A 20,688-nucleotide genomic window follows, 5' to 3' on the forward strand; every position below is an offset into this window, starting at 1 on the left:
ACGCCATCACCTGGTTCCACCGCGCCGCCGGCACCGACACCCACCACACCACCGACGCCCACGAACGCCTCCAACAACTCGAAGACTGAGGCGGCGCTGCGGGGGAGCGGAGACGGGTCTCCGGTTGTGAGCCCTTCCGGTCGGACGTAGACTGGTCACAGAAAGTTGTAGATACAACTAACTGACGCTGGAAGGACGGCGACGATGGCTCTCTCCCACAGCCTGCATCTTGATCGGCGCGGTGACGCCCAGACGGTCACCCGCACGCGGGAGCGCGAAGGTGATGCGGTCCGAGAGGGTGAGCCCACCGCGCTCGGTGGGCGGGTCATGAACCTTGGCCTGGTCCTGATGGCCGTCCTGTGGGTGGTGTCGCTCGTCCAGCTCCTCCGGCTGCCGGCGCAAGGTCCGCTGGCGACCACGGGAGAGGCCGCCGTGTGGACGGCGCTCGCGATCGCCTCGGCGATCTCGACCTTCCTGCTCGGCGTCTGGAAGGTGCATCGCAGCTGACTCAGTCTTCGGCCCGAGGCCGCTCAGGGAACCGAGAGAGTCCCTGACGGCCGCGGGTCGAACCACGGGTGCCCGCGAGCACGCGGTGGCCCGGGTCCAGGCCCGCGAGCAGCCGGTCGCCGATCCGGCGCACCTGTCCGAGCTGCTCGCGCGTCAGCCGGCTGACGAAGACCTCACGGACGAGGTCGACGTGCCCGGGGGAGGCGACCTCCAGTCGCTCCCAGCCCGACGGAGTGAGGCGCGCATGGCGTGAGCGCCCGTCGTCGGGGCTCGCCGTGCGTATCAGCAGCCCGTCCTGCTCCAGTCGGGCCACGACGCGCGAGAGGCGCGCCGGGGTGGTGTTCATGGCCGCGGCGAGGTCGGACAGTCGCATCGAGTCCTCGTCGGTCTCGGCGAGCTGGGCCAGCACGAGGAACTCGAAGAAGGTCAGGTCGGCGTCGCGCCCGAGCTGGGAGTCCAGCGTCGCCGGCAGCACCTCGAGGATGGACGCCAGGGCGAGCCACGCCTCGGCCTCGTCGTCGTCGAGCCAGCGCTCGCTCTCACTCATGGTCGCGACGCTAGCCGATGCCGGGTGGACGCCGGAGGTCAGCGCGGAGGGGTTCCGCCCCGAAGTCCCTGGATCGTGATCATCGTCAGGACGCGCGCGACCTCGTCGCTGTCCAGCTCCACCCCGCGGAAGTGCGCGTCCATCGCGATGCCCCAGCACATCCCGACGCACATCGGCGAGGTGAGCGACGGGTCGGCGCTCTGCGCCCACAGAGTGCCTGCCGCGCCGCGCACGTGCTCGGCCAGCGAGTCGATGAAGGGGGCGATGCGGCGCAGGTAGAACTCCTGACCGCTGTCGCGGTCGCTGAACAGGACGACGTTGAACAGGTCGAGGTACTCGACGAAGACCTCGAGCAGGCCTCGGTAGAAGATCGTGACGGCCTCGGACGAGCCGTTGATGCTCCCGGCGACGGTCTGGGCCAGGACGTCCTGCAGGAGGTGGTCGATCGGCTCGACGACGGCCTCCTCGAAGAGCTGCTCCTTCGACTCGAAGTAGCGGTAGAGCAGGGCGACGTTGACACCCGCCAGTCTGGCGATGTCGCTGATGCGCGCACCCTCGGGTCCGACGCGCGCGAACTCCTCGCGCGCGACAGCGAGCAGCTGCCTGCGTCGTTCCTCGGCATGAAGCCTGACCACGTTCCACCTCCGTGCGGTGAGCCTAGGTCGATTCTGTGCACAGGGCTCTCGGAACGCCGGGTTACAGGGAGGAACACCCCTGGTGCTGGGGTCCGAGGGAGGGGTTCACCTCGGTCGGCATTCGTGATACGTGTGATGGAAATCACACAAACGTCTCGGGAAAACCGTCCCCTCTCAAGGAGTCCGAGATGCGTCCAGTATGGAGAGTTCTCACCGCGGCGACGACCGCGACCGCCGTCGCCCTCACCTTCGCACCGTCAGCGTCCGCGCACGGCAAGCACCGCCCCACCTCCCGCCCCATCACCGTCGTCGCCGACGGGCTCGAGGGGCCGTTCCAAGTCTCGCGCGACGTCGGCCACCGGCTGCTCGTCATGGAGTCCGGCGCCGGCCGGGTCATCTCCGTGGATCCGCGCCACCAGGGCAAGGTGCGCACCCTGGTCAGCGGCCTGGGACCGAACGCCGCCAGCGGCGCGGTCCGCGTGGGCAAGTACATCGCGATCGTGACCGGTGAGGCCGATCCGTCGGCGCCGGCCGGCCCGTACCCCGGCTCCTCGGTGCTGGTGGCCAAGAAGGGCAAGGTGAGCGTGTTCGCCGATCTGATGGCGCACGAGCTGAAGTACAACCCCGACGGCCAGACGCAGTTCGGCCCTGACGGAGCGCCCCTGGACGCGCTGTCGAACCCCTTCAGCCTGCTGGCCGAGCGCGGGCGCCACGGGGGAGTCCTCGTCGCCGACGGCGGTGCCAACGCGGTGCTGCGGGTGAGCGCCAAGGGCAAGGTCTCGACGTTCTTCGTGCCGCCGACCGTCAACACGGGCGCGTGCGAGGGCCGACCGAACAACGACGCGAACACCGTGGGCTGCGATGCGGTCCCGACCGGCCTGGCCTACGGTCCCCGCAACACGCTCTACGTGTCGGCGCTGACCGGCGAGGCACCCGGTGAGGGTCGCGTGTACGTTCTCGACGCCCGGACGGGCAAGGTGAAGCGAGTCATCAAGGGCTTCACGTCGCCGACCGGCATCGCGGTGCGCCGCGACGGCACGATCTACGTGAGCGAGGTCCTCGAGGGCATGCCCGAGGGTGAGCCCGGACCCGGCTTCGATCCGTCCACCGTCGGTCAGATCGTCAAGGTCTCGCCGTGGGGCAAGCGGACGTACGCGCAGGTGACGATGCCGACCGGCCTGGTGATCTCGGGCACGTCGCTGTACTCCACCGCCTGGTCGATCGCGGGCTTCCTGGGCATCGAGGGTGCCGGGCAGGTCGTGAAGGTCTCGGACCGGGCGTTCCGCCGGGCCTCCTGAGGGAGGCACGTCTCGGCCGCAGGGGCGCTGGTGCTCGGGACCGGCGCCCTTGTGGTGTCCTCGGGACGCCGGCGTCTGGGGCGCGGTGACGCCGTCGGGCCGGTGACCGCGGACCTCCCTAGACTCGAAGGGTTCGCCGGAGCCCGCTGGGGGCGTCCGGCCGAAGCCGAAGGCGACATGATGGAGCAGCACGACCAGCGCCCGTGGGCCGTCCACTACGGACCCGGCGTCCCAGTGGAGATCGAGATCCCCGACGAGCCGGTCACGGCAGGGCTCGCGCGATCGGCGCAGCGCTGGCCCGACCGGATCGCCACCGACTTCCTCGGCGCGACGGCCACGTACGCCGAGACCGAGCAGGCCGTGCGCCGCGCGATGGTCGTGCTGAGCGGGCTGGGCGTGCGCGCGGGGTCGCGGGTCGCTCTCGTGCTGCCGAACTGCCCGTCCCATCTCGTCGCCTATCACGCGGTCCTGCGCCTGGGCGCGGTCGTCGTGGACCTCAACCCGACGTACACGCAGGCCGAGCTCGAGCACCTGCTCGGAGACTGTGCCGCGACGCACGCGCTGGTGTGGCACAAGGCCGTCGAGCGGGTGCTCCCGGCACGGGGCGCGACGCCGCTCGAGACGGTGGTGAGCGTCGACGTCAGCCGTGACCTGCCGACGCTCTCGCGCCTGTTGCTGCGCCTGCCGCTCAAGCCCGCGCGGGCGAAGCGCGAGGCGCTGCTGGGCACGGTGCCGTCGGACATCCCCGACTGGCACCACCTCGTCTCCGGGGCGCAGGGCGAGGTGCCGCCGGCCGAGGTCCACGCCGACGACCTCGCGCTGCTGCAGTACACGGGCGGCACGACGGGAACGCCGAAGGCGGCCATGCTCACGCACCGCAATCTCGTGGCGAACCTCGTGCACGGCCAGGCGTGGGCCGGCTTCCGCGAGGGCGAGGAGACCGTCTACGGCGTGCTGCCGTTCTTCCACGCCTTCGGACTGACCTTCTGCCTCAACCTTCCCGGCCACATCGGGGCGACCCTCGTGATGTTCCCGAACTTCGACCCCGAGGCCGTCGTGCAGGCGTTCGGCCGTCGGCCCGCCACGTTCATGGCCGGCGTCGCGCCGATGTTCGACCGGATCGCCGCGACCGCCGAGGCCTCAGGCAAGCCGCCGGTCGAAGGGTTCCGCCGGTGCCGGCTCGGGTTCGCCGGCGCGATGCCGATCCCACCCGCCACCGTGGAGCGGTGGGAGCGGCTCACCGGGGGACTGCTGATCGAGGGCTACGGGATGACCGAGTGCGCGCCGATCGCCCTCGGCAACCCGTGCGCGCCCACGCGTCGCCCGGGCACGCTGGGCGTCCCGTTCCCCAACACCGACATGCGCATCGTCGACGTCGACGACCACACGCGCGAGGTCGAGCCGAACGAGCGCGGCGTGCGGCGCGGCGAGCTGCTGGTCCGTGGTCCGCAGGTCTTCACGGGCTACTTGAACCGGCCCGACGAGACGGCGCACCAGTTGCTCGAGGACCGCTGGCTGCGCACGGGCGACGTGGTCGAGGTCGACGCGACCGGCTGGGTCACGCTGGTCGACCGGGTCAAGGAGATGATCATCGTCGGTGGGTTCAAGGTGTACCCGTCCACGGTGGAGGACCACCTGCGACAGCTACCGGGCGTCACCGACGTCGCGGTCGTGGGCGTCAGCACGAGCGCCGGCGACCACGAGGTGCTCGCGGCCTTCGTGATGGAGTCCGGGGCCGCGGCGCCCTCGGTCGAGACGGTCCGCGCGCACGGTGAGCAGCGCCTCGCTCGCTACGCGCTGCCGCGCCGCGTGGAGTTCGTGGAGGACCTGCCGCGCTCGCAGATCGGCAAGGTGCTGCGCCGCCAGGTGCAGGAGATGTTCAGCCACCACGAGCGCGACTAGGCGACTCCCGCGCCCGCCGCGGACTCGGCGGCGGACGCGGCGCCGTGCCGGAACGGCTCGCCGTGACCGGGCAGCACGCTGCCGGCGCCCGTGGCCGCGATCGCGTCGAGCGACCGCAGGGCACCTCGGGCGTCCTTCGTGCCGGCGCGCGCCACGATGCGCGGGCCGGTGCGACCGGTGTACGGGTCGAGCGTGACGAGCGCGTCGCCCGTGAAGACGACGTCGGAGTCGGGCAGGAGCAGCACGCAGTGGCCGTCGGTGTGGCCGGGCGTCGCGACGACCTCGACGCCGGCGGGCAGCCCTTCGGCCCCCGCGTGGAGGTTCTCGACCTGCGCGACGCCCTCGACCTTGAGGGCGCCGGCGGCCACCATGCGCGCGAGGACGGGGACCGAGGCCGGGTGGCGCAGCGGGTAGAGCAGACGCGGCCGCCCGGGCTGGTAGCGGTAGGGGCGCCGCGCGATCCGGTGGTCGCCGGGATGGGCCCAGACGCGGGCGCCGGCGCGGGCCGCGTGGGCGGCGAAGCCGAGGTGGTCGAAGTGCGCGTGCGTCAGCAGGACGTCGGTGACGTCGCCCCAGTCGTGGCCACGCTCGCGCAGGGCCTGCTCGGCGAGCTCGCGGGTGCGGGGGAGTCCCGCGTCGACGAAGAATGGTGCCCCGGCGGTGGTGACGAGGTAGCAGTTGGTCCCGGCCTGCTCGATCCGCACGATCCCGTCGTGCACCTGCGTGATGCCCATGAGGTCCTCCGTCCGCTCCTCGGGAGAAGTACCCGTGTCGCCCCCGGACATGCGCCTCGCCCGCCGCACACCAGATGAGACGCGGGGGAGTAGCCACCTCGCCCGACCTAGGCTCGAGGACATGACCTCCCACCCCCGCCTCGTCGACGTCCAGTGGCTCCGCGATCGCCTGGACGATCCCTCGATCCGCGTCGTCGACGCCACCGTCCACCTCACCTTCGACGCCGAGGGCGCGCACACCGAGTCGGGCCGCGCGACCTACCGCGAGGCCCACGTCCCCGGCGCCACCTTCGCCGACCAGCTCGCCGACCTCACCGTCCACGACGGCGAGGCGCCCTTCGAGGCCGCGCCGTCGGACCACTTCGCGCGCGTGATCGGCGACCTCGGCATCGGGAACGAGCACACGGTCGTGGTCTACGACCACGTCAACGGCATCTGGGCCACGCGACTGTGGTGGCAGCTCGAGCTCGAGGGGCATCGCGACGTCGTCGTCCTCGACGGCGGGCTGAAGGCCTGGCAGGACGCCGGGCTGCCCGTGGAGTCGGGCGACGCCGCCTACGAGCCGGCGCGGTTCACGCCCTCGCGCAGCAGCGAGCGCATCGCGAGCACCGCCGACGTCGAGGCCGCGACGCAGGACGGCTCCGTGCTGCTCATCAACTCGCTGGACCGCGAGTCCTTCGCCGGCGGCCGCATCCCGAGCAGTGTCAACGTGCCCTTCGGCGAGCTGGTCGACGACGAGGGCCGCCTGCGCAGCCTCGACGAGCTGCGCCCGCTTTTCGAGTCGGTCGGTGCGCTCGATCCCGAGGTGGCGCCCGTGACGTACTGCGGCGGGGGCATCGCGGCCACGGCCGTCGCGTTCGCGTTGAAGGGTCTCGGTCGCGACGACGTCGCGATCTACGACGGCTCGCTCAACGCCTGGACCGCCGATCCGGCGCGTCCGCTCGAGCAGGGCTGATCCTCCCGGACGCACCCGCCCGTTCGTTCGTCCGGACTTCGGGTACGTCAGGGGCATGAGCCGACTCGACGACCTGCGCGACGAGGTGGAGGCCTGTCGCAACTGCGAGCTGTACCGGGACGCGACGCAGGCCGTGTTCTCGGTGGGGCGTGCGTCGGCCTCGCTCATGCTCGTGGGAGAGCAGCCCGGCGACCGGGAGGACCTCGAGGGTGAGCCGTTCGTCGGTCCTGCCGGGCGCGTGCTCGCGGAGGCGCTCGAGCTCGCGGGCATCGAGCGCTCGGAGGTCTACCTCACGAACGCCGTGAAGCACTTCCGCTTCGAGACGCGCGGCAAGCGCCGGATCCACCAGAAGCCGGCGGCGAGCCACGTCGACGCCTGCCACCCGTGGCTCGAGGGTGAGCTGGAGGTCGTGGAGCCGCGCGTCGTCGTCTGCCTCGGCGCCACGGCCGGCCGATCGGTGCTGGGTCGGACCGTGCGGATCCGCGAGGAGCGCGGGCACGTGATGGAGGTCGACGCGCCGTACGCGGTGCTGCTCACCACGCACCCCTCGGCGCTGCTGCGCCTGCGCGACCGCGGCGACTACGCCGCCGGGCTCGAGGACCTCGCCGGGGACCTGCGACGGGCCGCCGACGCGGCGTAGCGACTACTGCTGCTCGGCCTCGATCTCGGAGGGCGTCTTCCTGGACCGCTCGCTGCCGTGGAGGTTGCCCGTGTCGACGAGCTCCTGCGCGATGTCGCGCAGCTTGAGGTTGCTGTGTGAGCTGATCCGGACGAGCACCTGGAACGCGGCCGCGGAGTTGACGCCGTACCGCTCCATGACGATGCCGACGGCCTGCCCCACGAGGGTGCGGGCGTCGAGCGCGCGGGTGAGGTTCTCCTGCGCCTGGGCGGCGGCGAGCGCCACGGCGATGTGGGCCGCCAGTGCGGCGCCCTCGTCGCGGTCCTCCTCGCGGTAGGCATCGCGACGCAGCGAGTAGAGGTTCAGGGCGCCGATGTCGTCCTTCTCCGTGAACAGGCGCAGGCACAGGACGCTCAGCACGCCGTGCTCCTCGGCGACCCGAGGGCCCCAGACGCCCCAACGGGCGTCGTCGGTGAGGTCGGCCGAGTGCACGACGGCCTCGTCCCACACCGCCTGGAGACACGGACCGTCCTCGAGGTCGTACTGGAGCCGGTCGCAGGCCAGGGCGACGCTGTCGCTGGAGGACGGGGTCTCGAGGGTGCCGCGGCGCCGCACGAGCGTGACGCTGGCCGAGTCGCAGTGGCGGATGTTCGCCACCGCCAGCTGCACGGCCGTCTCCATCGTCGCGGCCGCGCTCGGCGCGGTCTGGAGGTTGCGAGCGGCCTCGGCGAGCCGCTCGACCAGCGGCAGGTCCACGCTCATGAGCCGACGCCCTCCCGGGACGCCGCGTCCTCGGCGGCGGCGGACGGGAACAGCTCGGTGCAGCCGGCATGGCGCGCGACCACCCGGTGGTAGTCGGAGCCACCGACCACCACGAGATCTCCGTCGTCCGAGCGCAGCCGCAGCTGCTCGGCGCGCAGCACGCGCAGGTTCGACTTGTCCACGTACGACACCTCCTCCACGTTCACCTCCACGCGGGTGCAGCCGCGTGTCGCCAGGCTCTCGAGCACGTCGGCGAGGTGTGCGGTCGTCGACGGGTCGAGCTCGCCGACGATGCGCATCTGCGCCTTCGGTGGATCGCACGAGAACTGAAAATCGGTCTGCAAGGCAGACCTCCTCTGATGAGGAGGATCAGTGCCCGAGTTTTAAGCACCGCGCTTGAGGCTCAACGTACAAGTGCGGGGGTCACGGAGCAATTCTGGGAGGGCGTGTCAGCCGAATGTGTCGAGCGCCCTACGGAGGGCGAGCACGACGCTGTGGACGAGCAGCTGCTCGTGGGTCTGGCCCGGCTGATTCCGCAGCAGGTGCTCGAGCTCCGCGTCGGCCGCCGTGAGGGTGGAGCGGGTGTCCCCGCCGTGCTGGTACGCGTCGAGGGCGTCGGCCACGCGGTGCATCGCCCGGGCGATGGGCTCGCGGACCTCGTCGGAGAGCGCGGCGCGACCCTCGGGATCGCCGGGAACCCCGTGGGGCCGCAGCACGAGGTCGCTGACGTCGGAGACCAGAAGCGACACGCGGTCGAGCGAGTCGGCGTCCTGCGTCAGCACGTCCAGCGCGTCGCGGTGCCGCCGGGCGCGCGCGTTCCCCGTGAGGGACTCGTGGACCAGGGTGACGGCGTCGCGCATCGCGGTCCGGGCGCGCCGGAGCTCGGAGTGCTCGTGGTGCCACTCGTCGAGCGTCGGCAGCTCGTGCTGGACCATGAGGTCGCCCAGCTCGCGCAGCTGGGACGCCAGCACGGCGCGGGTGCGCCCGACCGCGAGTCGCGCCGGGGCGAGCGGCAGCGGCGGGGAGACCATGTTGACGGCGATGCCGACGATCGCGCCGACGAGGGTCAGCCCGCCGTACGCCGCGATGAAGTTGGCCTCGCCGTGGCCGATGATCAGCGTGAAGACCGCCGCCGTGGGCGCCCAGCCGCCCATGGCGCCGAGGGGCCGCCAGCCCGCGACGCTCACCGAGAGCGCCACCACGAGGGCAAGCGTGACCGCCGCGACGTAGTCGCCCGTGGCCGTGTCGACGAGCCAGGCGATCACGCCGCCCACCACGATCGCCCCGACCGCCTGCAGGGACTCGCGCACGGAGCCGGCCAGCGTGGAGGTCGTGGCGATGATGGCGCCGAACGGCGCGTAGTACGGGTAGTCCTGCGACCCCGGCACGAAGCGCACGAGGGTCCACGCGAGCCCGGCGGCGACGGCGGCGCGCAGCGCGAGGGCGATCCGGGGATGCATCATCCACCGGTCGAGGAGCCATCGGGTCGCTGCGTGCATCACCTCACCGTGGCACGAGCGGCCCCGGGCGGCACCTCGTCCCGCTCAGCCCTCGGCGCGCGGCTCCAGCACGACCTTGCCGACCGTGGCGCCGGTCTCGAGGGAGCGGTGCGCGGCGGCCGCCTCGGCCAGCGGCAGGACCGTGCCCACGAGGGGGACCCGGCTCCCGTCCGCCGCCGCGGCCAGCGCCTTGTGCTCGAGCTCGGGCAGGCGGTCGAGGATCGCCGGTCCCAGCACGTCGACCACCCGGCGCGTGGGATCGGCGTAGGCGTTCTGCTCGCCCGAGGACCAGCCGAAGCGCACGAGGCGCCCGCCCGGGGCCAGGCCGCGGAAGAGGACGCGTCCCACCTCCCCGGCGACGCCGTCGAGCACCACGGTCGGCGTGCCGGCCTCGGCGATCCGCGACTCCCAGCCGGGGGAGAGGCGGTCGAGGGCGAGGTCCGCGCCGAGCCGTTCGACGAGCGCTGTCTTCTCCGCTCCACCTGCGACGCCGACCGTGCGCGCACCCGCGTTCCGTGCGCCCTGGAGCAGCAGCGGACCGAGGCCACCGGCCGCGGAGGTGACGACCACGACGTCACCCGAGCGCAGCTCGGCGAGCTCGAGGATCGCCGTGGCGGTGCGGCCCGTGCCGATCGTCGCGACGGCGGTCGGTGCGTCCATGCCGTCGGGGATCGCGTGCGCCCGGTCGGCGGCCACGACGGCCTGCTCGGCGTAGCCTCCACCGCCGAACCCGAGGTGGGCGACGACGCGCCGGCCGATCCAGTCGTCGTCCACGCCCGCGCCGACCGCGTCCACGACGCCGGCGACCTCCCGGCCGGGGATGAGCGGCAGCTCGGGCCGCGGGCCGGCGCCGAAGGACTCGCCCGCCCGGATCGAGGTGTCCAGCAGGTGCACCCCGGCGGCCTCGACCGCGATCCGGAGCCGACCCGGCGCGGGGTCCAGGTCGGGGAGGTGCTCGAGGCGCAGGACGTCGGCGGGCCCGAACTCGTGGTGGCGGATCGCGTGCATGTCCCCATCGGACAACCTCAACCGCCGTTGAGGTCAAGCGAACACCTCGCCGGAGGTGCGTGCCGTGCGTAGGGTGCCAGCATGAGCGCCCTCTCCCTGACCCCCGAGCACCCGCGCGGCATCCTGCTCTTCGCGCCCGGAGCCGGCGGCGATCCCACGCGCTATCGCCGGCTGCTCGACGCGGCCGCGGAGGCGGGCTTCGTGGTCCACGCCCCGGAGCACGAGCTCACCCAGACGTTCTCCGACGACGTGGTGCGTCGACGGGTGGAGGCGCTCGTCGCCCCGCTGGCCGGGCTCGGCCACGACGACCTGCCCGTCGTGGCGGCGGGTCACTCGCTCGGCGGCTGCGCGGCCCTGTGCCTGGCGGGAGCCCGTCCCCGCACCCGCGCCGGCGAGCCGTTCGCGGTCCCGTCCGAGCCGCGCGTCTCGCGCGTCGTGGTGCTGGCGCCGTCGACCGGCTGGTTCGCCGGGCCGGACGCCCTCGACGCCGTGACCGCGCCCGTCACCGCCTTCGTCGGCTCGGAGGACAGCGTCACGCCGCCGGAGTCGGCCGAGCTGCTGCGCCCGGCGCCCGCCGGACTCGACCTGCGCTCCTACGACGGGGTCGGCCACTTCGACTTCATGTCGCCGCTGCCGTCGAACAAGGTGCCGACCCCCGGACTCGACCCCGACACGTTCTACGAGGCCTTCACCCGGGACTTCCTCGCCGCGATCGGCTGACCCGCCCGTCCGTCGAGTGTTCGTGACGAGGTCGGCGACCCGTCGGCCGCTCGTGGCCGTCGCGCCCACCGGCGTTCACCCGCCACCGACTGACTGGTGCCCGAGGTGCGCACGTGGCGCACGCATCGAGAGGACAACCAGATGAAGAACCCCATGGGCCGGGCTCGCTCCCGGCGCATGTCGCTGGCCGGCATGGCGATCGCGGTCGCCGCGGCGGGCTGCCTCGGGACGGTCACGACGGGAGCCGCCTCGGCGGCACCCGCAGGCATCGTCCGCGTGGCCGCCGAGCCGACCTCCTTCGCCCCGCTGGTCTCCGCCGACACGACGTGGCGCTACCTGGCCACCGGCGTCGACCCGTCGCCGGGCGCCGACCGGCACGCCTGGGCCCAGCCCGGCTTCGACGACTCTGCCTGGTCCACCGGCAAGGGCGGCTTCGGCGCCAAGTGGGACGGCGGCGTCGAGTCCCCGGCCTACGACTCGGGCATGCGGGCCACCACCCTGCTGCCGATGCGGCCCACCGGCGGCGACAACATCCCCACCTACTTCTTCCGCACCACGTTCGAGGTGACGCCCGAGCAGCTGGCCACGGGCGAGGACATCCGCTTCGACGGCTACGTGGACGACGCCGCGGTCGTCTTCGTCAACGGCACGGAGGTCAAGCGGCACCTCGTCGAGGAGGCCACGCCCAACGTCGCCTACGACGACGGCACCGGCGGCGACCTCGAGTTCACGATCCCGGCCTCGGCGTTCACCGCGGGCACCAACACGATCGCCGTGCGCCTGCACCAGGACCGGGCCACCAGCTCGGACATCTGGTTCTCCCTCGACCACCTCGGCGGCGAGCTGCCGCCCCCGCCGCCCGGCCCGGCGGTGGACGCGCCCAGCCGCGTCATCCTCACCCCGACCGACCGCCCCGAGACCTCGCAGAGCTTCACGTGGCTCGCGGGTGCCCCGGAGGTCACCAGCGGACGCGTGCAGCTGCGTGTCGGCGACGGCCCGATCCGGTCCGTGGCGGCCCGCAGCCAGGGCACCGCGGTCAACCAGGCGAACCCGCACTTCTCGGCGACGGTCGGCGGCCTCGAGCCCGCCACCGAGTACACGTACCGCGTGGGCAACCCCGATGCGTGGAGCGAGTGGAAGACCTTCAGCACGGCCGATCCCGACGCGAAGGACTTCGAGTACGTCTACTACGGCGACGCCCAGATCGGCCTCGACACCACGTGGCCGGCGGTCGTGAGGATGGCGCAGGAGAAGGCGCCCGACTCGATCGGCTCGGTCCACGCGGGCGACCTGATCGACACGTCGAGCAACGACACCCAGTGGAGGAACTGGTTCGGCGGCATGGCCGAGTCCGCCGCGACGACCAACATCTTCGCCGCGCCGGGCAACCACGAGTACTCGGGCGACCGCCTGCTGAAGTCGTGGAAGGCGCACTTCGAGTACCCGGACAACCACCCCAACGCCTCCACGATCGGCGCGCTCGCCCAGCGCACCGTGGGCGACACCGACGTCGCGAAGCAGTACCAGGCGTACTTCGACCACTGGTCGGACTTCGCCCACGAGACGGTCTACTTCAGTGACTACCAGGGCGTCCGGTTCATCACGATCAACGCCACGCGGGACACCACGTTCCTCACGCCCGAGAGCCTGCCCTCGTGCTCGGGCGACGAGTGCCCGTCGCGCAGCGTCGCGCAGCTGTGGAGCGAATACCAGGCGGCGTGGCTCGACCACGTGCTGGGCACGTCGCCCTCGAAGTGGAACGTCGTGACGTTCCACCAGCCGGTCTACTCGGCCTCGGCGGGTCGCGACGAGCCGGTGCTGCGCGCCGCGTGGGTGCCGGTCTTCCAGAAGCACGACATCGACCTCGTGCAGATGGGTCACGACCACGTCTACGCCCGCGGCTTCAACAACGAGAACCGCACCGACGTCGACGGCGTCACGGACGGCCCGGTCTACATCGTGCAGAACTCCGGCGCGAAGCACTACGACCTGGAGACCGACGAGCGGAACGTCTGGACCAACAACGGCGCCACCCAGGTGCGCAAGGGCGAGGACTTCAGCACGTTCGCGGTCGTGAAGGTCAGTGACGACCAGCTGCGCTACACGTCCTACGTGGCGGAGAAGACGGGGTCGGCGACGACCGACGTGCCGGTCGGCGGCGTGTGGGACGAGTTCGTCGTCACGAAGCACGACGACGGTCGCAAGGTGGTCACCGAGGCGGGCGCCCCCGTGCCGGAGTTCGAGGACCTGACGCCCGCGCCCGAGATCGTCTCGCAGTCGCCGACCACGGTGCGCGCGAAGGTCGGCGGCACGGTGCGCCTCTCGGTGGAGGCCCGGGGCGACGCCCTCGAGTACCAGTGGCAGCGCACGCTGAGCAGCAAGGACGCCTGGACGGACATCGAGAACCAGGACAAGTCGACCCTCGTGCTCGAGGACGTCACGACGAACACGGCGCGGTACCAGTACCGCGTGGCGGTCACGTCGGGCACGCGCACGGTGCACTCGGTCCCGACCTCGGTCGTGGTCGCGCCGAACCGCAAGGCCGCGTCGCGGATCAGCGTCGGCAAGGTCGTCGCGCGCGCCGACCGGCGGGCGACCGTGGTCGTGCGTCCGAGCGTGACGGGTGAGGTGCGCGTCTCGGTGCGCGCGGGCGGCCGGACGCTGTCGAAGACCGTCACGGTGAAGGCCGGGCGGAAGACGACGGTCACGGTCGGCACGCTGCCGAAGCGCGCCAGCGGGCGCGCCGTGGTCACGGTGCGGCTCAAGCCGCAGGACTGGAAGTCGTACGCGTCGTCCAGCCGGACCAAGGCGGTGCCGGTCAGGCGCTGACCCCACCTCCCTGGCGGACCCGCCCCGGCCCCGGCCGGCGGCGGGTCCGTCGCGTCTTCGGCGGGTCGAGGGGTCGGGCTGGCCCGACATCAGGTGTCGGGGTGGCAGGATCGTGTCCCGGCCGCGACACGACGACGATCGAGACATGACCACCATGAGCATCCCCACCGCGACACGGCGCGACCCGTCACCGCTGGCCGCCCGCGTCGGGTGGGACACCCTGTACGCCCTCACCGCCTTCCCGCTCGGACTCCTGGGCTTCGTGCTGACGGTCGTGGGCGTCGCCACCGGCGTCGCGACCCTGATCGTGTGGGTCGGCGTCCTGGTCCTGGCTGCCACGCTGGTCGCCTCGTCGTGGCTGGCCCGTCTCGAGCGCGTCCGGCTCGTCGCGATGCAGGGCCGCGAGCCCCGTCCCACGACCTACCGCGTCGCCACCGGGCGCCAGGGTCCCGTCGCGCGTCTGCTCGCGCCGCTGCGCGACCCGCAGATGTGGCTCGACACCCTGTGGGGACCGCTCGCCTTCGTCACCGGCCTCGCGGCGTTCGTCGTGACCGTGGTCTGGTGGGCGGTCGCGCTGACCGGTCTGACCTACTGGATCTGGCAGATCTGGCTGCCGGAGACCGAGGGCAACGAGACCCTGGCGTCGCTCATCGGCCTCGGTGACGGCCGGCTGGCCGAGAGCCTGCTGAACCTCGCGATCGGCCTGGTCGCGCTCGTGACGCTGCCGTGGGTCGTCCGCGGCGTCGCCTGGCTGCACGCGTCGCTCGCCGACGTGGTCCTCAACGGCCGCAGCTCGCTGTCCGCCCGGGTCGAGCGGGCCGAGGGCGCGCGCGATGCCGCGCAGGAGGCCGAGGCCGTGGCGCTGCGCCGCCTCGAGCGCGACATCCACGACGGGCCGCAGCAGCGTCTCGTCCGCCTGACGATGGACCTCGGTCGTGCGCGTCGGCAGGTCGGCGCCGACCCCGACCAGGCGTCCGCCACGATCGAGTCGGCGCTGGAGCAGGCGCGCGAGACCCTCGACGAGCTGCGCGCACTGTCCCGCGGCATCGCCCCGCCGCTGCTGGTCGACCGCGGCCTCGGCGTCGCGCTCGACGAGCTGGTCGTCCGCAGCGCCGTTCCGGTGACCCTCGTCCACGACCTGCCTGCGGGACTGTCCCCGCACGTCGAGACGGCCGTCTACTTCACCGTCTCGGAGGCGCTGACCAACGTGGCCAAGCACTCGGGCGCCGACGCGGCCGACGTGCGCGTCGTGCCCGACGGCAACGACCTGCTCGTCCAGGTGCGCGACGAGGGCGTCGGCGGCGCCCACCCGGGCAAGGGACAGGGCCTCGCGGGTCTCGCCCAGCGGGTCGCGGCGGTCGGCGGCACGCTCGAGGTCGACTCGCCGGCGGGCGGCCCGACGCTCGTCACCGCGCGCATCCCGGTCGGGTGACGACCGGCGGCGGGACCGCGACCGGGCCGATGCACGATGCTGGTGCGATGCGCATCGTGATCGCCGACGACTCGGTCCTGCTCCGCGAGGGCCTGCGGCTGCTGCTGACCGAGGCCGGCCACGAGGTGGTGGCGCAGGTGGCCGACGGGCCCGGGTTCGTCGCGGCCATGACCGACCACCGTCCCGACATCGGCGTCGTGGACGTCCGCATGCCGCCGAGCCACACCGACGAGGGACTGCGGGCCGCGGTCGCGGTGCGTTCGCAGTGGCCGCAGGCGCGGATCGTGGTGCTGAGCCAGTACGTCGAGGTCTCGTACGCCGACGACCTCCTCGCCGGCGGCGACGGCGGGGTCGGGTACCTGCTCAAGGACCGCGTCAGCGACGTCGACGACTTCCTCGGCGCCCTCGAGCAGGTCGTCGCGGGCGGCACCGTCCTCGATCCGCAGGTGGTCCAGCAGTGGATGGGGCGCCGGGCGGACCCGGTCGGGGCGCTCACGCCGCGCGAGCGGGAGGTCCTCGCCCTGATGGCCGAGGGTCGCTCCAACCAGGCGATCGCGCAGTCCCTGCACGTCACCGAGGGAGCGGTCGAGAAGCACACGCAGCGCATCTTCGCGAAGCTCGGCCTCCACGCCGACGAGAGCGACCACCGGCGGGTGCGGGCCGTGCTCGGGTGGCTGCGGTCCACCTCACGCTGAGGCAGCTCAGAGCGCCGACGTGCCCTCGACGAGGAGCGTCGCCGGCTCGCCGTCGTCCGGCGTGCGGACCACGGGGCTCACGGGCTCGCACCGCAGAGTGCTCAGCTCGCACGTGACGACCTGCCGCGCGCGGACGACGTTGACGACGTGGTCCTCGTCGATCTGCTCGGCCACGCCGAAGAACGTGTCGGCGTCGCTCCAGCCGGCGAGCGAGAAGTGCTCCCACGGGGAGCCGATCGCGCGCTGGACGCCGCTCGCGGCGTCGTGGGCGACGGCCTTGGTCGGCCAGGCCGAGGTGTCGAAGATCGCGCTGCGGTCCGGCGACAGGAGGCCCGTGCCGGACAGGGAGGAGTCCGAGAGCTCGCGGTGGCGCCCCTCGCCGGTGATCCCGACCCGGTAGCCCTCGGGGAACAGCGTGTCGGCCAGGTGCGGGTAGACCTCGAGGCCATCGGCGTCGAGGGTCGCGTCCTCGCGGGACCCGTCCTCGAGGTCGATCGTGGCACCGTCGAAGAAGACGTGCTTGGTGCTGACGCCGTGGAGCAGCGGCATGATCTCGCCGTACAGGTCGGCGAGGTCGGCGCCGCGGTCAGGCTTCTCGTCCGGCGTTCGGTAGAGCTGCTCGCCCGTGCGGGTGTCGAACGCCGCGACCTGCATGACGTGGGTGCCGTAGCGGTCGGTGGGGCCGCGCGACTGGTCGGTCGTGGCCAGCACGGAGCGGTCCGCGGAGACGGCGAGGTTGCGCCACCCGACGTCCGCGACCTCGTGGGTGACGCCCTCGGCACTGGTGAACAGCAGCGTCCCGCCGCGGATCCAGTAGACGCCTGTCGCACCGAGGACGAACTGGTCCACGTCGTCTCCGAGCTCCACCGTCGCGTCGCCCACGTGCAGCGTGCCGTCGAGCAGCCACGCCGGCGCGCTCGTGTCCCACGTGGTCGGACCCACGGGCAGCGTGAACGGCGCGTCCGCCGAGCCCTCGGACGAGCCCGCACACCCCGCCAGCACGACGCAGGCGAGCATCGCCACGGTCCTGCCTCGCACGCTCACCGGGACATGATCACACGGCCGGCCGCGAGCGCGTCGGACGCGCGGGCTAGCCTGCAGGCGAGACACGGGGTGCCCCACCGGGGGCTGAGATCACACCCGTCGAACCTGATCTAGTTCGTCCTAGCGAAGGGAATGTCGCGATGTCGCGCACGCCTGCAGACCTGTCCTCCTTCACCTCCGAGGCCCTGGGCCGCCTCCGCGCCCGCGGGCCGCTCGTCCACTGCATCACCAACAGCGTCGTGGTGAACTTCACCGCGAACGCCCTGCTCGCCGCCGGGGCGGCGCCGGCGATGGTGGACATCCCCGACGAGGCCGGCCCGTTCGCCACCGTCGCCGACGGGCTGCTGGTGAACCTCGGCACGCCCACCGCCGAGCAGCGGGCCGCGATGGTCGAGGCGGCGGAGGCCGCGAAGGCCGCCGGCACCCCGTGGGTCCTCGACCCGGTCGCGGTCGGCTCCTTGCCCGTTCGGACCGCACTCGCCGAGCGGCTGCGCGACCTCGGCCCCACCGTGGTCCGCGGCAACGCCTCGGAGGTCATCGCCGTCAGCGGGTCCGGAGGCGGCGGCCGCGGCGTCGACGCCACGGACGACGTCGAGGGCGCCGTCGAGTCGGCGCGTCTCCTGGCCACGCGGACCGGCGGTGTGGTGGCGGTCTCCGGCCAGGTCGACGTCGTGACCGACGGCGAGCGCCTGGTCCGGATCGCCAACGGCGACCCCCTGCTGACGAAGATCACTGGCGGTGGCTGCGCGCTCGGCGCGTTGATGGCGGCGTTCGCGTCGGTCGACGACGACCGGCTGGCCACCACGGTCGCCGCGGTCACCGTCTACACGGTCGCGGCCGAGCTCGCGGCGAAGCAGAGCGCCGGCCCGGGCACGTTCGGCCCGGCCTTCCTCGACGCACTGGCGTCGATCGACGCGACCGACCTCGACGCCCGGGCGCGGCTGTCGTGAGCGCCGACCTGTCGGTGTACCTCGTCACCGACGCGGCGGTCGCCGCGTCGCGCGGACGGGAGGTCGTGGAGGTGGTCGCCGCGGCGGCCGCCGGGGGAGTGACGGCGGTGCAGGTGCGCGAGAAGGAGGCGCCCGCCGCCGCCTTCCTCGACACGGTGATCGCCGTCTCCGAGGTCCTGCCCGAGCACGTGGCGCTGATCGTCAACGACCGCGTCGACGTGTTCCTCGCCGCGCGCGCCCGCGGTGCCCGGGTCACGGGCGTGCATCTCGGGCAGACGGACCTCCCACCCTCAGTGGTGCGCGAGCTCGTCGGCCCCGAGGCGCTGATCGGGCTGAGCGCCGCCACCCCTGCGGAGCTGGCTGCGGCCGAGCAGGATCCCGGCCGTGTCGACTACGTGGGCATCGGGGTGCTGCGCGCGACCACGACGAAGCCGGACGCACCGCCGGCGCTGGGGGTCGACGGGTTCGGGCAGCTCGCACGCAGCAGTTCCCTGCCCGCCGTCGCGATCGGCGGCATCACGAGTGCGGACCTGCCCGAGCTGCGCGCCGCGGGCGCGGCCGGAGCGGCCGTCGTCTCCTCGATCTGCGGTGCGGCCGATCCGCGCGCTGCCGCGCGCGAGCACGCCGACGCCTGGGGCCTGGCATGAGCGCCCCGGTGCGGGTGCCTCGCGTGCTCTCGATCGCCGGCACGGATCCCACCGGCGGTGCGGGAATCCAGGCCGACCTCAAGAGCATCGCCGCCCAGGGCGGCTACGGGATGGCGGTGGTCACGGCGCTCGTCGCGCAGAACACGCACGGCGTGCGGTCGGTGCACGTGCCGCCGGTCGCCTTCCTGGCCGAGCAGCTCGACGCGGTCAGCGACGACGTCGAGATCGATGCGGTGAAGATCGGGATGCTGGCCGGGCGCGAGGTCATGGAGACGGTGAGCGCGTGGCTCGACCGCGCGCGGCCGCCGGTGGTCGTGCTCGACCCCGTGATGGTCGCGACGAGTGGTGACCGCCTGCTCGACGCGGACGCCGAGGAGGCGTTGCGGGGTCTGCTGCCGCGGGTCGACCTCATCACGCCCAACGTTCCCGAGCTGGCCGTCCTCGCCGACGAGGCCCCCGCGACCACCTGGGAAGAGGTGTTGACGCAGGCCTCGCGCGTCTCGGCGACGTACGGAGTGCGGGTGCTGGCGAAGGGCGGCCACCTCGACGGCGAGTCCGTCCCTGACGCCCTGGTCGACGGGAGCAGGGTGGTCGAGTTCGTCGGAGCCCGGATCACGACCACGTCGACGCACGGCACGGGGTGCTCCCTGTCGTCGGCCGTGGCGACGATCGTCGCCCGCACGGGCTCGTGGGAGCAGGCGACGGCCGACGCGAAGCGCTGGCTGGCGGAGAGCATCGCCCATGGCGAAGGCCTGCGGGTCGGCTCGGGCCACGGCCCGGTCAGTCACTTCGCCGGGCTCTGGGCGCGGGGAGGCCTCGACACCCGGCCCACCGCGGCCGAGGTCGAGCGCGACTGGTGGGACGCGGTGGCGGACGTCCGCACCGCGATCGACGACCTGGACTTCGTGCGGGGGCTCGGGGACGGGTCGCTGTCGAAGGAGGCGTTCGGCTGGTACCTCGCGCAGGACGCGCTGTACCTGCGGGACTACGCGCGCGTGCTGGCCGAGGCGAGCCGGCTGGCGCCGACGCTGGAGGAGCAGGCGTTCTGGGCGTCCGGCGCCCACGGCGCGCTCGTCACCGAGCTGGCCCTGCACACCGACTGGCTGGGCGGCGTCGAGCCGGCGGAGCCGAGCGCCACGACCACGGCGTACCTCGACCACCTGCTGGCCGCCGCATCACGAGGCGACTACCGCGTCCTCGCGGCGGCGGTGCTGCCCTGCTACTGGATCTACGCCGACCTCGGCGAGCGCCTGCGCGGCCTCGCGACCGACGGTCACCCGTACCGGGACTGGCTGCTCACTTACGGGGATCCCGCCTTCGAGGCCGCCACCGAGCAGGCGATCGTCGTCGTCACCCGGCTCGCCGCGGAAGCGGACGACGCCACGCGGGACGCGATGTGGCGGGCCTACCGCGCCTCCTGCGAGCACGAGCGGGCCTTCTTCGCGGCCCCACGCGAGGAGGCGGACTAGCCGCCACGTCGCGCCAGGAAGACGTCGTGCTCGGCGCACGCCTCGGGAACGGTGACGCCTGCGATCGAGAGCGGTCCGGGCGGCACCGTCTTCGATGAGCTCTCGACGACCATCCCGCCCGGCACCTCGACCCGGTCGCCGATCGAGAACTCGCCGAGGTCCGGGATGTCGATCGTGAGCGGGTCCTCGTCGACCACGTCCGTGCCCACGGGCCAGATCACGACGACGCCGCTCGCGCCGAGACACCCACCGACCAGCTCGAGGGTGCCGCCGCCCAGCGCGTCGGCGCCGGAGCTCGACCGCTCGCCGACGAGCACCGTCGCGTCGCCTGCGGTGATCTCCTTTCCGCCGCAGCCCGTGAGGGCAAGAGCGAGAAGGAGAGCTGCCAGGATGCGCATGCCTGAACCATGCCCGTTCCCGGACCCCGGCGGGCACC

The 20,688-nt window shown here is 72.9% G+C and carries 21 protein-coding genes and 1 riboswitch; of the genes, 12 read left to right on the forward strand and 9 right to left on the reverse strand.

Translation table 11 applies throughout. The features are described from left to right. Positions 1-204: 204 nt before the first annotated feature. Complete coding sequence (locus ACK99Q_RS17250; protein ID WP_410187334.1) at positions 205-507, forward strand: hypothetical protein; 303 nt, start codon at positions 205-207, stop codon at positions 505-507. 1 nt (position 508) lies between these two features. Here ACK99Q_RS17250 and ACK99Q_RS17255 read toward each other — a convergent pair whose 3' ends face one another. Both ACK99Q_RS17255 and ACK99Q_RS17260 read right to left on the reverse strand, forming a co-directional pair. Next, positions 509-1,054, reverse strand: coding sequence for a MarR family winged helix-turn-helix transcriptional regulator (locus tag ACK99Q_RS17255; RefSeq protein ID WP_410187335.1), 546 nt, complete (start codon positions 1,052-1,054; stop codon positions 509-511). Positions 1,055-1,092: 38 nt separating this feature from the next. Beyond that, positions 1,093-1,689 (reverse strand): TetR/AcrR family transcriptional regulator, encoded by a 597-nt coding sequence (locus tag ACK99Q_RS17260; RefSeq protein ID WP_410187336.1) that lies wholly within the window; start codon positions 1,687-1,689, stop codon positions 1,093-1,095. A 188-nt stretch (positions 1,690-1,877) separates the two neighbouring features. On the opposite strand from ACK99Q_RS17260, the gene ACK99Q_RS17265 reads away from it, so the two are divergent. Together ACK99Q_RS17265 and ACK99Q_RS17270 are read left to right on the forward strand one after the other, a co-directional pair. Then, complete coding sequence (locus ACK99Q_RS17265; protein WP_410187337.1) at positions 1,878-2,987, forward strand: ScyD/ScyE family protein; 1,110 nt, start codon at positions 1,878-1,880, stop codon at positions 2,985-2,987. A gap of 180 nt (positions 2,988-3,167) precedes the next feature. Then, the gene (locus ACK99Q_RS17270; RefSeq protein ID WP_410187338.1) at positions 3,168-4,889 is read left to right on the forward strand and encodes an AMP-binding protein; all 1,722 of its coding nucleotides are present in this window, start codon (positions 3,168-3,170) and stop codon (positions 4,887-4,889) included. Here ACK99Q_RS17270 and ACK99Q_RS17275 read toward each other — a convergent pair. Then, positions 4,886-5,674 (reverse strand): MBL fold metallo-hydrolase, encoded by a 789-nt coding sequence (locus ACK99Q_RS17275; protein WP_410187339.1) that lies wholly within the window; start codon positions 5,672-5,674, stop codon positions 4,886-4,888. The genes ACK99Q_RS17270 and ACK99Q_RS17275 overlap by 4 nt on opposite strands. A 70-nt stretch (positions 5,675-5,744) precedes the next feature. On the opposite strand from ACK99Q_RS17275, the gene ACK99Q_RS17280 reads away from it, so the two are divergent. Next, a complete protein-coding gene (locus ACK99Q_RS17280; RefSeq protein ID WP_410187340.1) occupies positions 5,745-6,578 on the forward strand; it encodes a sulfurtransferase in 834 nt (277 codons plus the stop codon). Positions 6,579-6,633: 55 nt separating this feature from the next. After that, complete coding sequence (locus ACK99Q_RS17285; RefSeq protein WP_410187341.1) at positions 6,634-7,218, forward strand: UdgX family uracil-DNA binding protein; 585 nt, start codon at positions 6,634-6,636, stop codon at positions 7,216-7,218. A gap of 3 nt (positions 7,219-7,221) precedes the next feature. On the opposite strand, the gene ACK99Q_RS17290 is transcribed toward ACK99Q_RS17285, so the two are convergent. The 4 genes from ACK99Q_RS17290 to ACK99Q_RS17305 form a co-directional block, all read right to left on the reverse strand. Next, positions 7,222-7,959, reverse strand: a complete 738-nt coding sequence (locus tag ACK99Q_RS17290) for a GAF and ANTAR domain-containing protein (RefSeq protein ID WP_410187342.1) — start codon at positions 7,957-7,959, stop codon at positions 7,222-7,224. Further along, positions 7,956-8,303: an STAS domain-containing protein gene (locus ACK99Q_RS17295; protein ID WP_410187343.1), complete on the reverse strand. Its 348-nt coding sequence runs from the start codon at positions 8,301-8,303 to the stop codon at positions 7,956-7,958. Before ACK99Q_RS17295 ends, ACK99Q_RS17290 begins: the two co-directional genes overlap by 4 nt. Before the next feature lie 105 nt (positions 8,304-8,408). Beyond that, positions 8,409-9,458: an FUSC family protein gene (locus tag ACK99Q_RS17300; protein ID WP_410187344.1), complete on the reverse strand. Its 1,050-nt coding sequence runs from the start codon at positions 9,456-9,458 to the stop codon at positions 8,409-8,411. A 45-nt stretch (positions 9,459-9,503) separates the two neighbouring features. Continuing rightward, positions 9,504-10,466 carry an alcohol dehydrogenase catalytic domain-containing protein gene (locus ACK99Q_RS17305; RefSeq protein ID WP_410187345.1) on the reverse strand — a complete coding sequence of 321 codons (963 nt, stop codon included), beginning with the start codon at positions 10,464-10,466 and terminating at the stop codon, positions 9,504-9,506. Positions 10,467-10,547: 81 nt separating this feature from the next. On the opposite strand from ACK99Q_RS17305, the gene ACK99Q_RS17310 reads away from it, so the two are divergent. The 4 genes from ACK99Q_RS17310 (at position 10,548) to ACK99Q_RS17325 (ending at position 16,142) form a co-directional block, all read left to right on the forward strand. Further along, positions 10,548-11,186 (forward strand): alpha/beta hydrolase family protein, encoded by a 639-nt coding sequence (locus ACK99Q_RS17310; protein WP_410187346.1) that lies wholly within the window; start codon positions 10,548-10,550, stop codon positions 11,184-11,186. 141 nt (positions 11,187-11,327) lie between these two features. Beyond that, the gene (locus tag ACK99Q_RS17315) at positions 11,328-14,015 is read left to right on the forward strand and encodes a fibronectin type III domain-containing protein (protein WP_410187347.1); all 2,688 of its coding nucleotides are present in this window, start codon (positions 11,328-11,330) and stop codon (positions 14,013-14,015) included. Between the two features lie 145 nt (positions 14,016-14,160). After that, entirely contained in the window at positions 14,161-15,447 is a 1,287-nt protein-coding gene (locus ACK99Q_RS17320; protein ID WP_410187348.1) for a sensor histidine kinase, read from the forward strand. Positions 15,448-15,494: 47 nt separating this feature from the next. Beyond that, on the forward strand, positions 15,495-16,142 hold the full coding sequence (locus ACK99Q_RS17325) for a LuxR C-terminal-related transcriptional regulator (protein ID WP_410187349.1): 648 nt from the start codon (positions 15,495-15,497) through the stop codon (positions 16,140-16,142). A 6-nt stretch (positions 16,143-16,148) separates the two neighbouring features. On the opposite strand, the gene ACK99Q_RS17330 is transcribed toward ACK99Q_RS17325, so the two are convergent. Further along, positions 16,149-17,186: a hypothetical protein gene (locus ACK99Q_RS17330; protein WP_410187350.1), complete on the reverse strand. Its 1,038-nt coding sequence runs from the start codon at positions 17,184-17,186 to the stop codon at positions 16,149-16,151. Positions 17,187-17,241: 55 nt separating this feature from the next. Then, positions 17,242-17,336, forward strand: a riboswitch (TPP riboswitch). Here ACK99Q_RS17330 and thiM point away from each other — a divergent pair. From thiM to ACK99Q_RS17345, 3 genes are all read left to right on the forward strand, one after another. Further along, positions 17,327-18,136 carry a hydroxyethylthiazole kinase gene (gene thiM, locus ACK99Q_RS17335; protein ID WP_410187351.1) on the forward strand — a complete coding sequence of 270 codons (810 nt, stop codon included), beginning with the start codon at positions 17,327-17,329 and terminating at the stop codon, positions 18,134-18,136. (Overlaps the previous riboswitch by 10 nt.) After that, complete coding sequence (gene thiE / locus ACK99Q_RS17340; protein WP_410187352.1) at positions 18,133-18,783, forward strand: thiamine phosphate synthase; 651 nt, start codon at positions 18,133-18,135, stop codon at positions 18,781-18,783. Before thiM ends, thiE begins: the two co-directional genes overlap by 4 nt. Continuing rightward, positions 18,780-20,252 carry a bifunctional hydroxymethylpyrimidine kinase/phosphomethylpyrimidine kinase gene (locus ACK99Q_RS17345; protein WP_410187353.1) on the forward strand — a complete coding sequence of 491 codons (1,473 nt, stop codon included), beginning with the start codon at positions 18,780-18,782 and terminating at the stop codon, positions 20,250-20,252. Before thiE ends, ACK99Q_RS17345 begins: the two co-directional genes overlap by 4 nt. Here ACK99Q_RS17345 and ACK99Q_RS17350 read toward each other — a convergent pair. Continuing rightward, positions 20,249-20,650 (reverse strand): hypothetical protein, encoded by a 402-nt coding sequence (locus ACK99Q_RS17350; RefSeq protein ID WP_410187354.1) that lies wholly within the window; start codon positions 20,648-20,650, stop codon positions 20,249-20,251. The genes ACK99Q_RS17345 and ACK99Q_RS17350 overlap by 4 nt on opposite strands. Positions 20,651-20,688 lie beyond the last annotated feature (38 nt).

The organism is Aeromicrobium sp. MLTX1 (assembly GCF_046452335.1).
Lineage (GTDB): Bacteria > Actinomycetota > Actinomycetes > Propionibacteriales > Nocardioidaceae > Aeromicrobium.

What these genes read in the sequence shown, in the direction of transcription:
- ACK99Q_RS17250 (WP_410187334.1), top strand. Translation starts at nt 205, where the DNA reads ATGGCTCTCTCCCACAGCCTGCATCTTGATCGGCGCGGTGACGCCCAG.
- ACK99Q_RS17255 (WP_410187335.1), bottom strand. Translation starts at nt 1,054, where the DNA reads ATGAGTGAGAGCGAGCGCTGGCTCGACGACGACGAGGCCGAGGCGTGG.
- ACK99Q_RS17265 (WP_410187337.1), top strand. Translation starts at nt 1,878, where the DNA reads ATGCGTCCAGTATGGAGAGTTCTCACCGCGGCGACGACCGCGACCGCC.
- ACK99Q_RS17270 (WP_410187338.1), top strand. Translation starts at nt 3,168, where the DNA reads ATGGAGCAGCACGACCAGCGCCCGTGGGCCGTCCACTACGGACCCGGC.
- ACK99Q_RS17275 (WP_410187339.1), bottom strand. Translation starts at nt 5,674, where the DNA reads ATGTCCGGGGGCGACACGGGTACTTCTCCCGAGGAGCGGACGGAGGAC.
- ACK99Q_RS17280 (WP_410187340.1), top strand. Translation starts at nt 5,745, where the DNA reads ATGACCTCCCACCCCCGCCTCGTCGACGTCCAGTGGCTCCGCGATCGC.
- ACK99Q_RS17285 (WP_410187341.1), top strand. Translation starts at nt 6,634, where the DNA reads ATGAGCCGACTCGACGACCTGCGCGACGAGGTGGAGGCCTGTCGCAAC.
- ACK99Q_RS17290 (WP_410187342.1), bottom strand. Translation starts at nt 7,959, where the DNA reads ATGAGCGTGGACCTGCCGCTGGTCGAGCGGCTCGCCGAGGCCGCTCGC.
- ACK99Q_RS17300 (WP_410187344.1), bottom strand. Translation starts at nt 9,458, where the DNA reads ATGCACGCAGCGACCCGATGGCTCCTCGACCGGTGGATGATGCATCCC.
- ACK99Q_RS17305 (WP_410187345.1), bottom strand. Translation starts at nt 10,466, where the DNA reads ATGCACGCGATCCGCCACCACGAGTTCGGGCCCGCCGACGTCCTGCGC.
- ACK99Q_RS17310 (WP_410187346.1), top strand. Translation starts at nt 10,548, where the DNA reads ATGAGCGCCCTCTCCCTGACCCCCGAGCACCCGCGCGGCATCCTGCTC.
- ACK99Q_RS17315 (WP_410187347.1), top strand. Translation starts at nt 11,328, where the DNA reads ATGAAGAACCCCATGGGCCGGGCTCGCTCCCGGCGCATGTCGCTGGCC.
- ACK99Q_RS17320 (WP_410187348.1), top strand. Translation starts at nt 14,161, where the DNA reads ATGACCACCATGAGCATCCCCACCGCGACACGGCGCGACCCGTCACCG.
- ACK99Q_RS17325 (WP_410187349.1), top strand. Translation starts at nt 15,495, where the DNA reads ATGCGCATCGTGATCGCCGACGACTCGGTCCTGCTCCGCGAGGGCCTG.
- thiM (WP_410187351.1), top strand. Translation starts at nt 17,327, where the DNA reads ATGTCGCGCACGCCTGCAGACCTGTCCTCCTTCACCTCCGAGGCCCTG.
- ACK99Q_RS17345 (WP_410187353.1), top strand. Translation starts at nt 18,780, where the DNA reads ATGAGCGCCCCGGTGCGGGTGCCTCGCGTGCTCTCGATCGCCGGCACG.
- ACK99Q_RS17350 (WP_410187354.1), bottom strand. Translation starts at nt 20,650, where the DNA reads ATGCGCATCCTGGCAGCTCTCCTTCTCGCTCTTGCCCTCACGGGCTGC.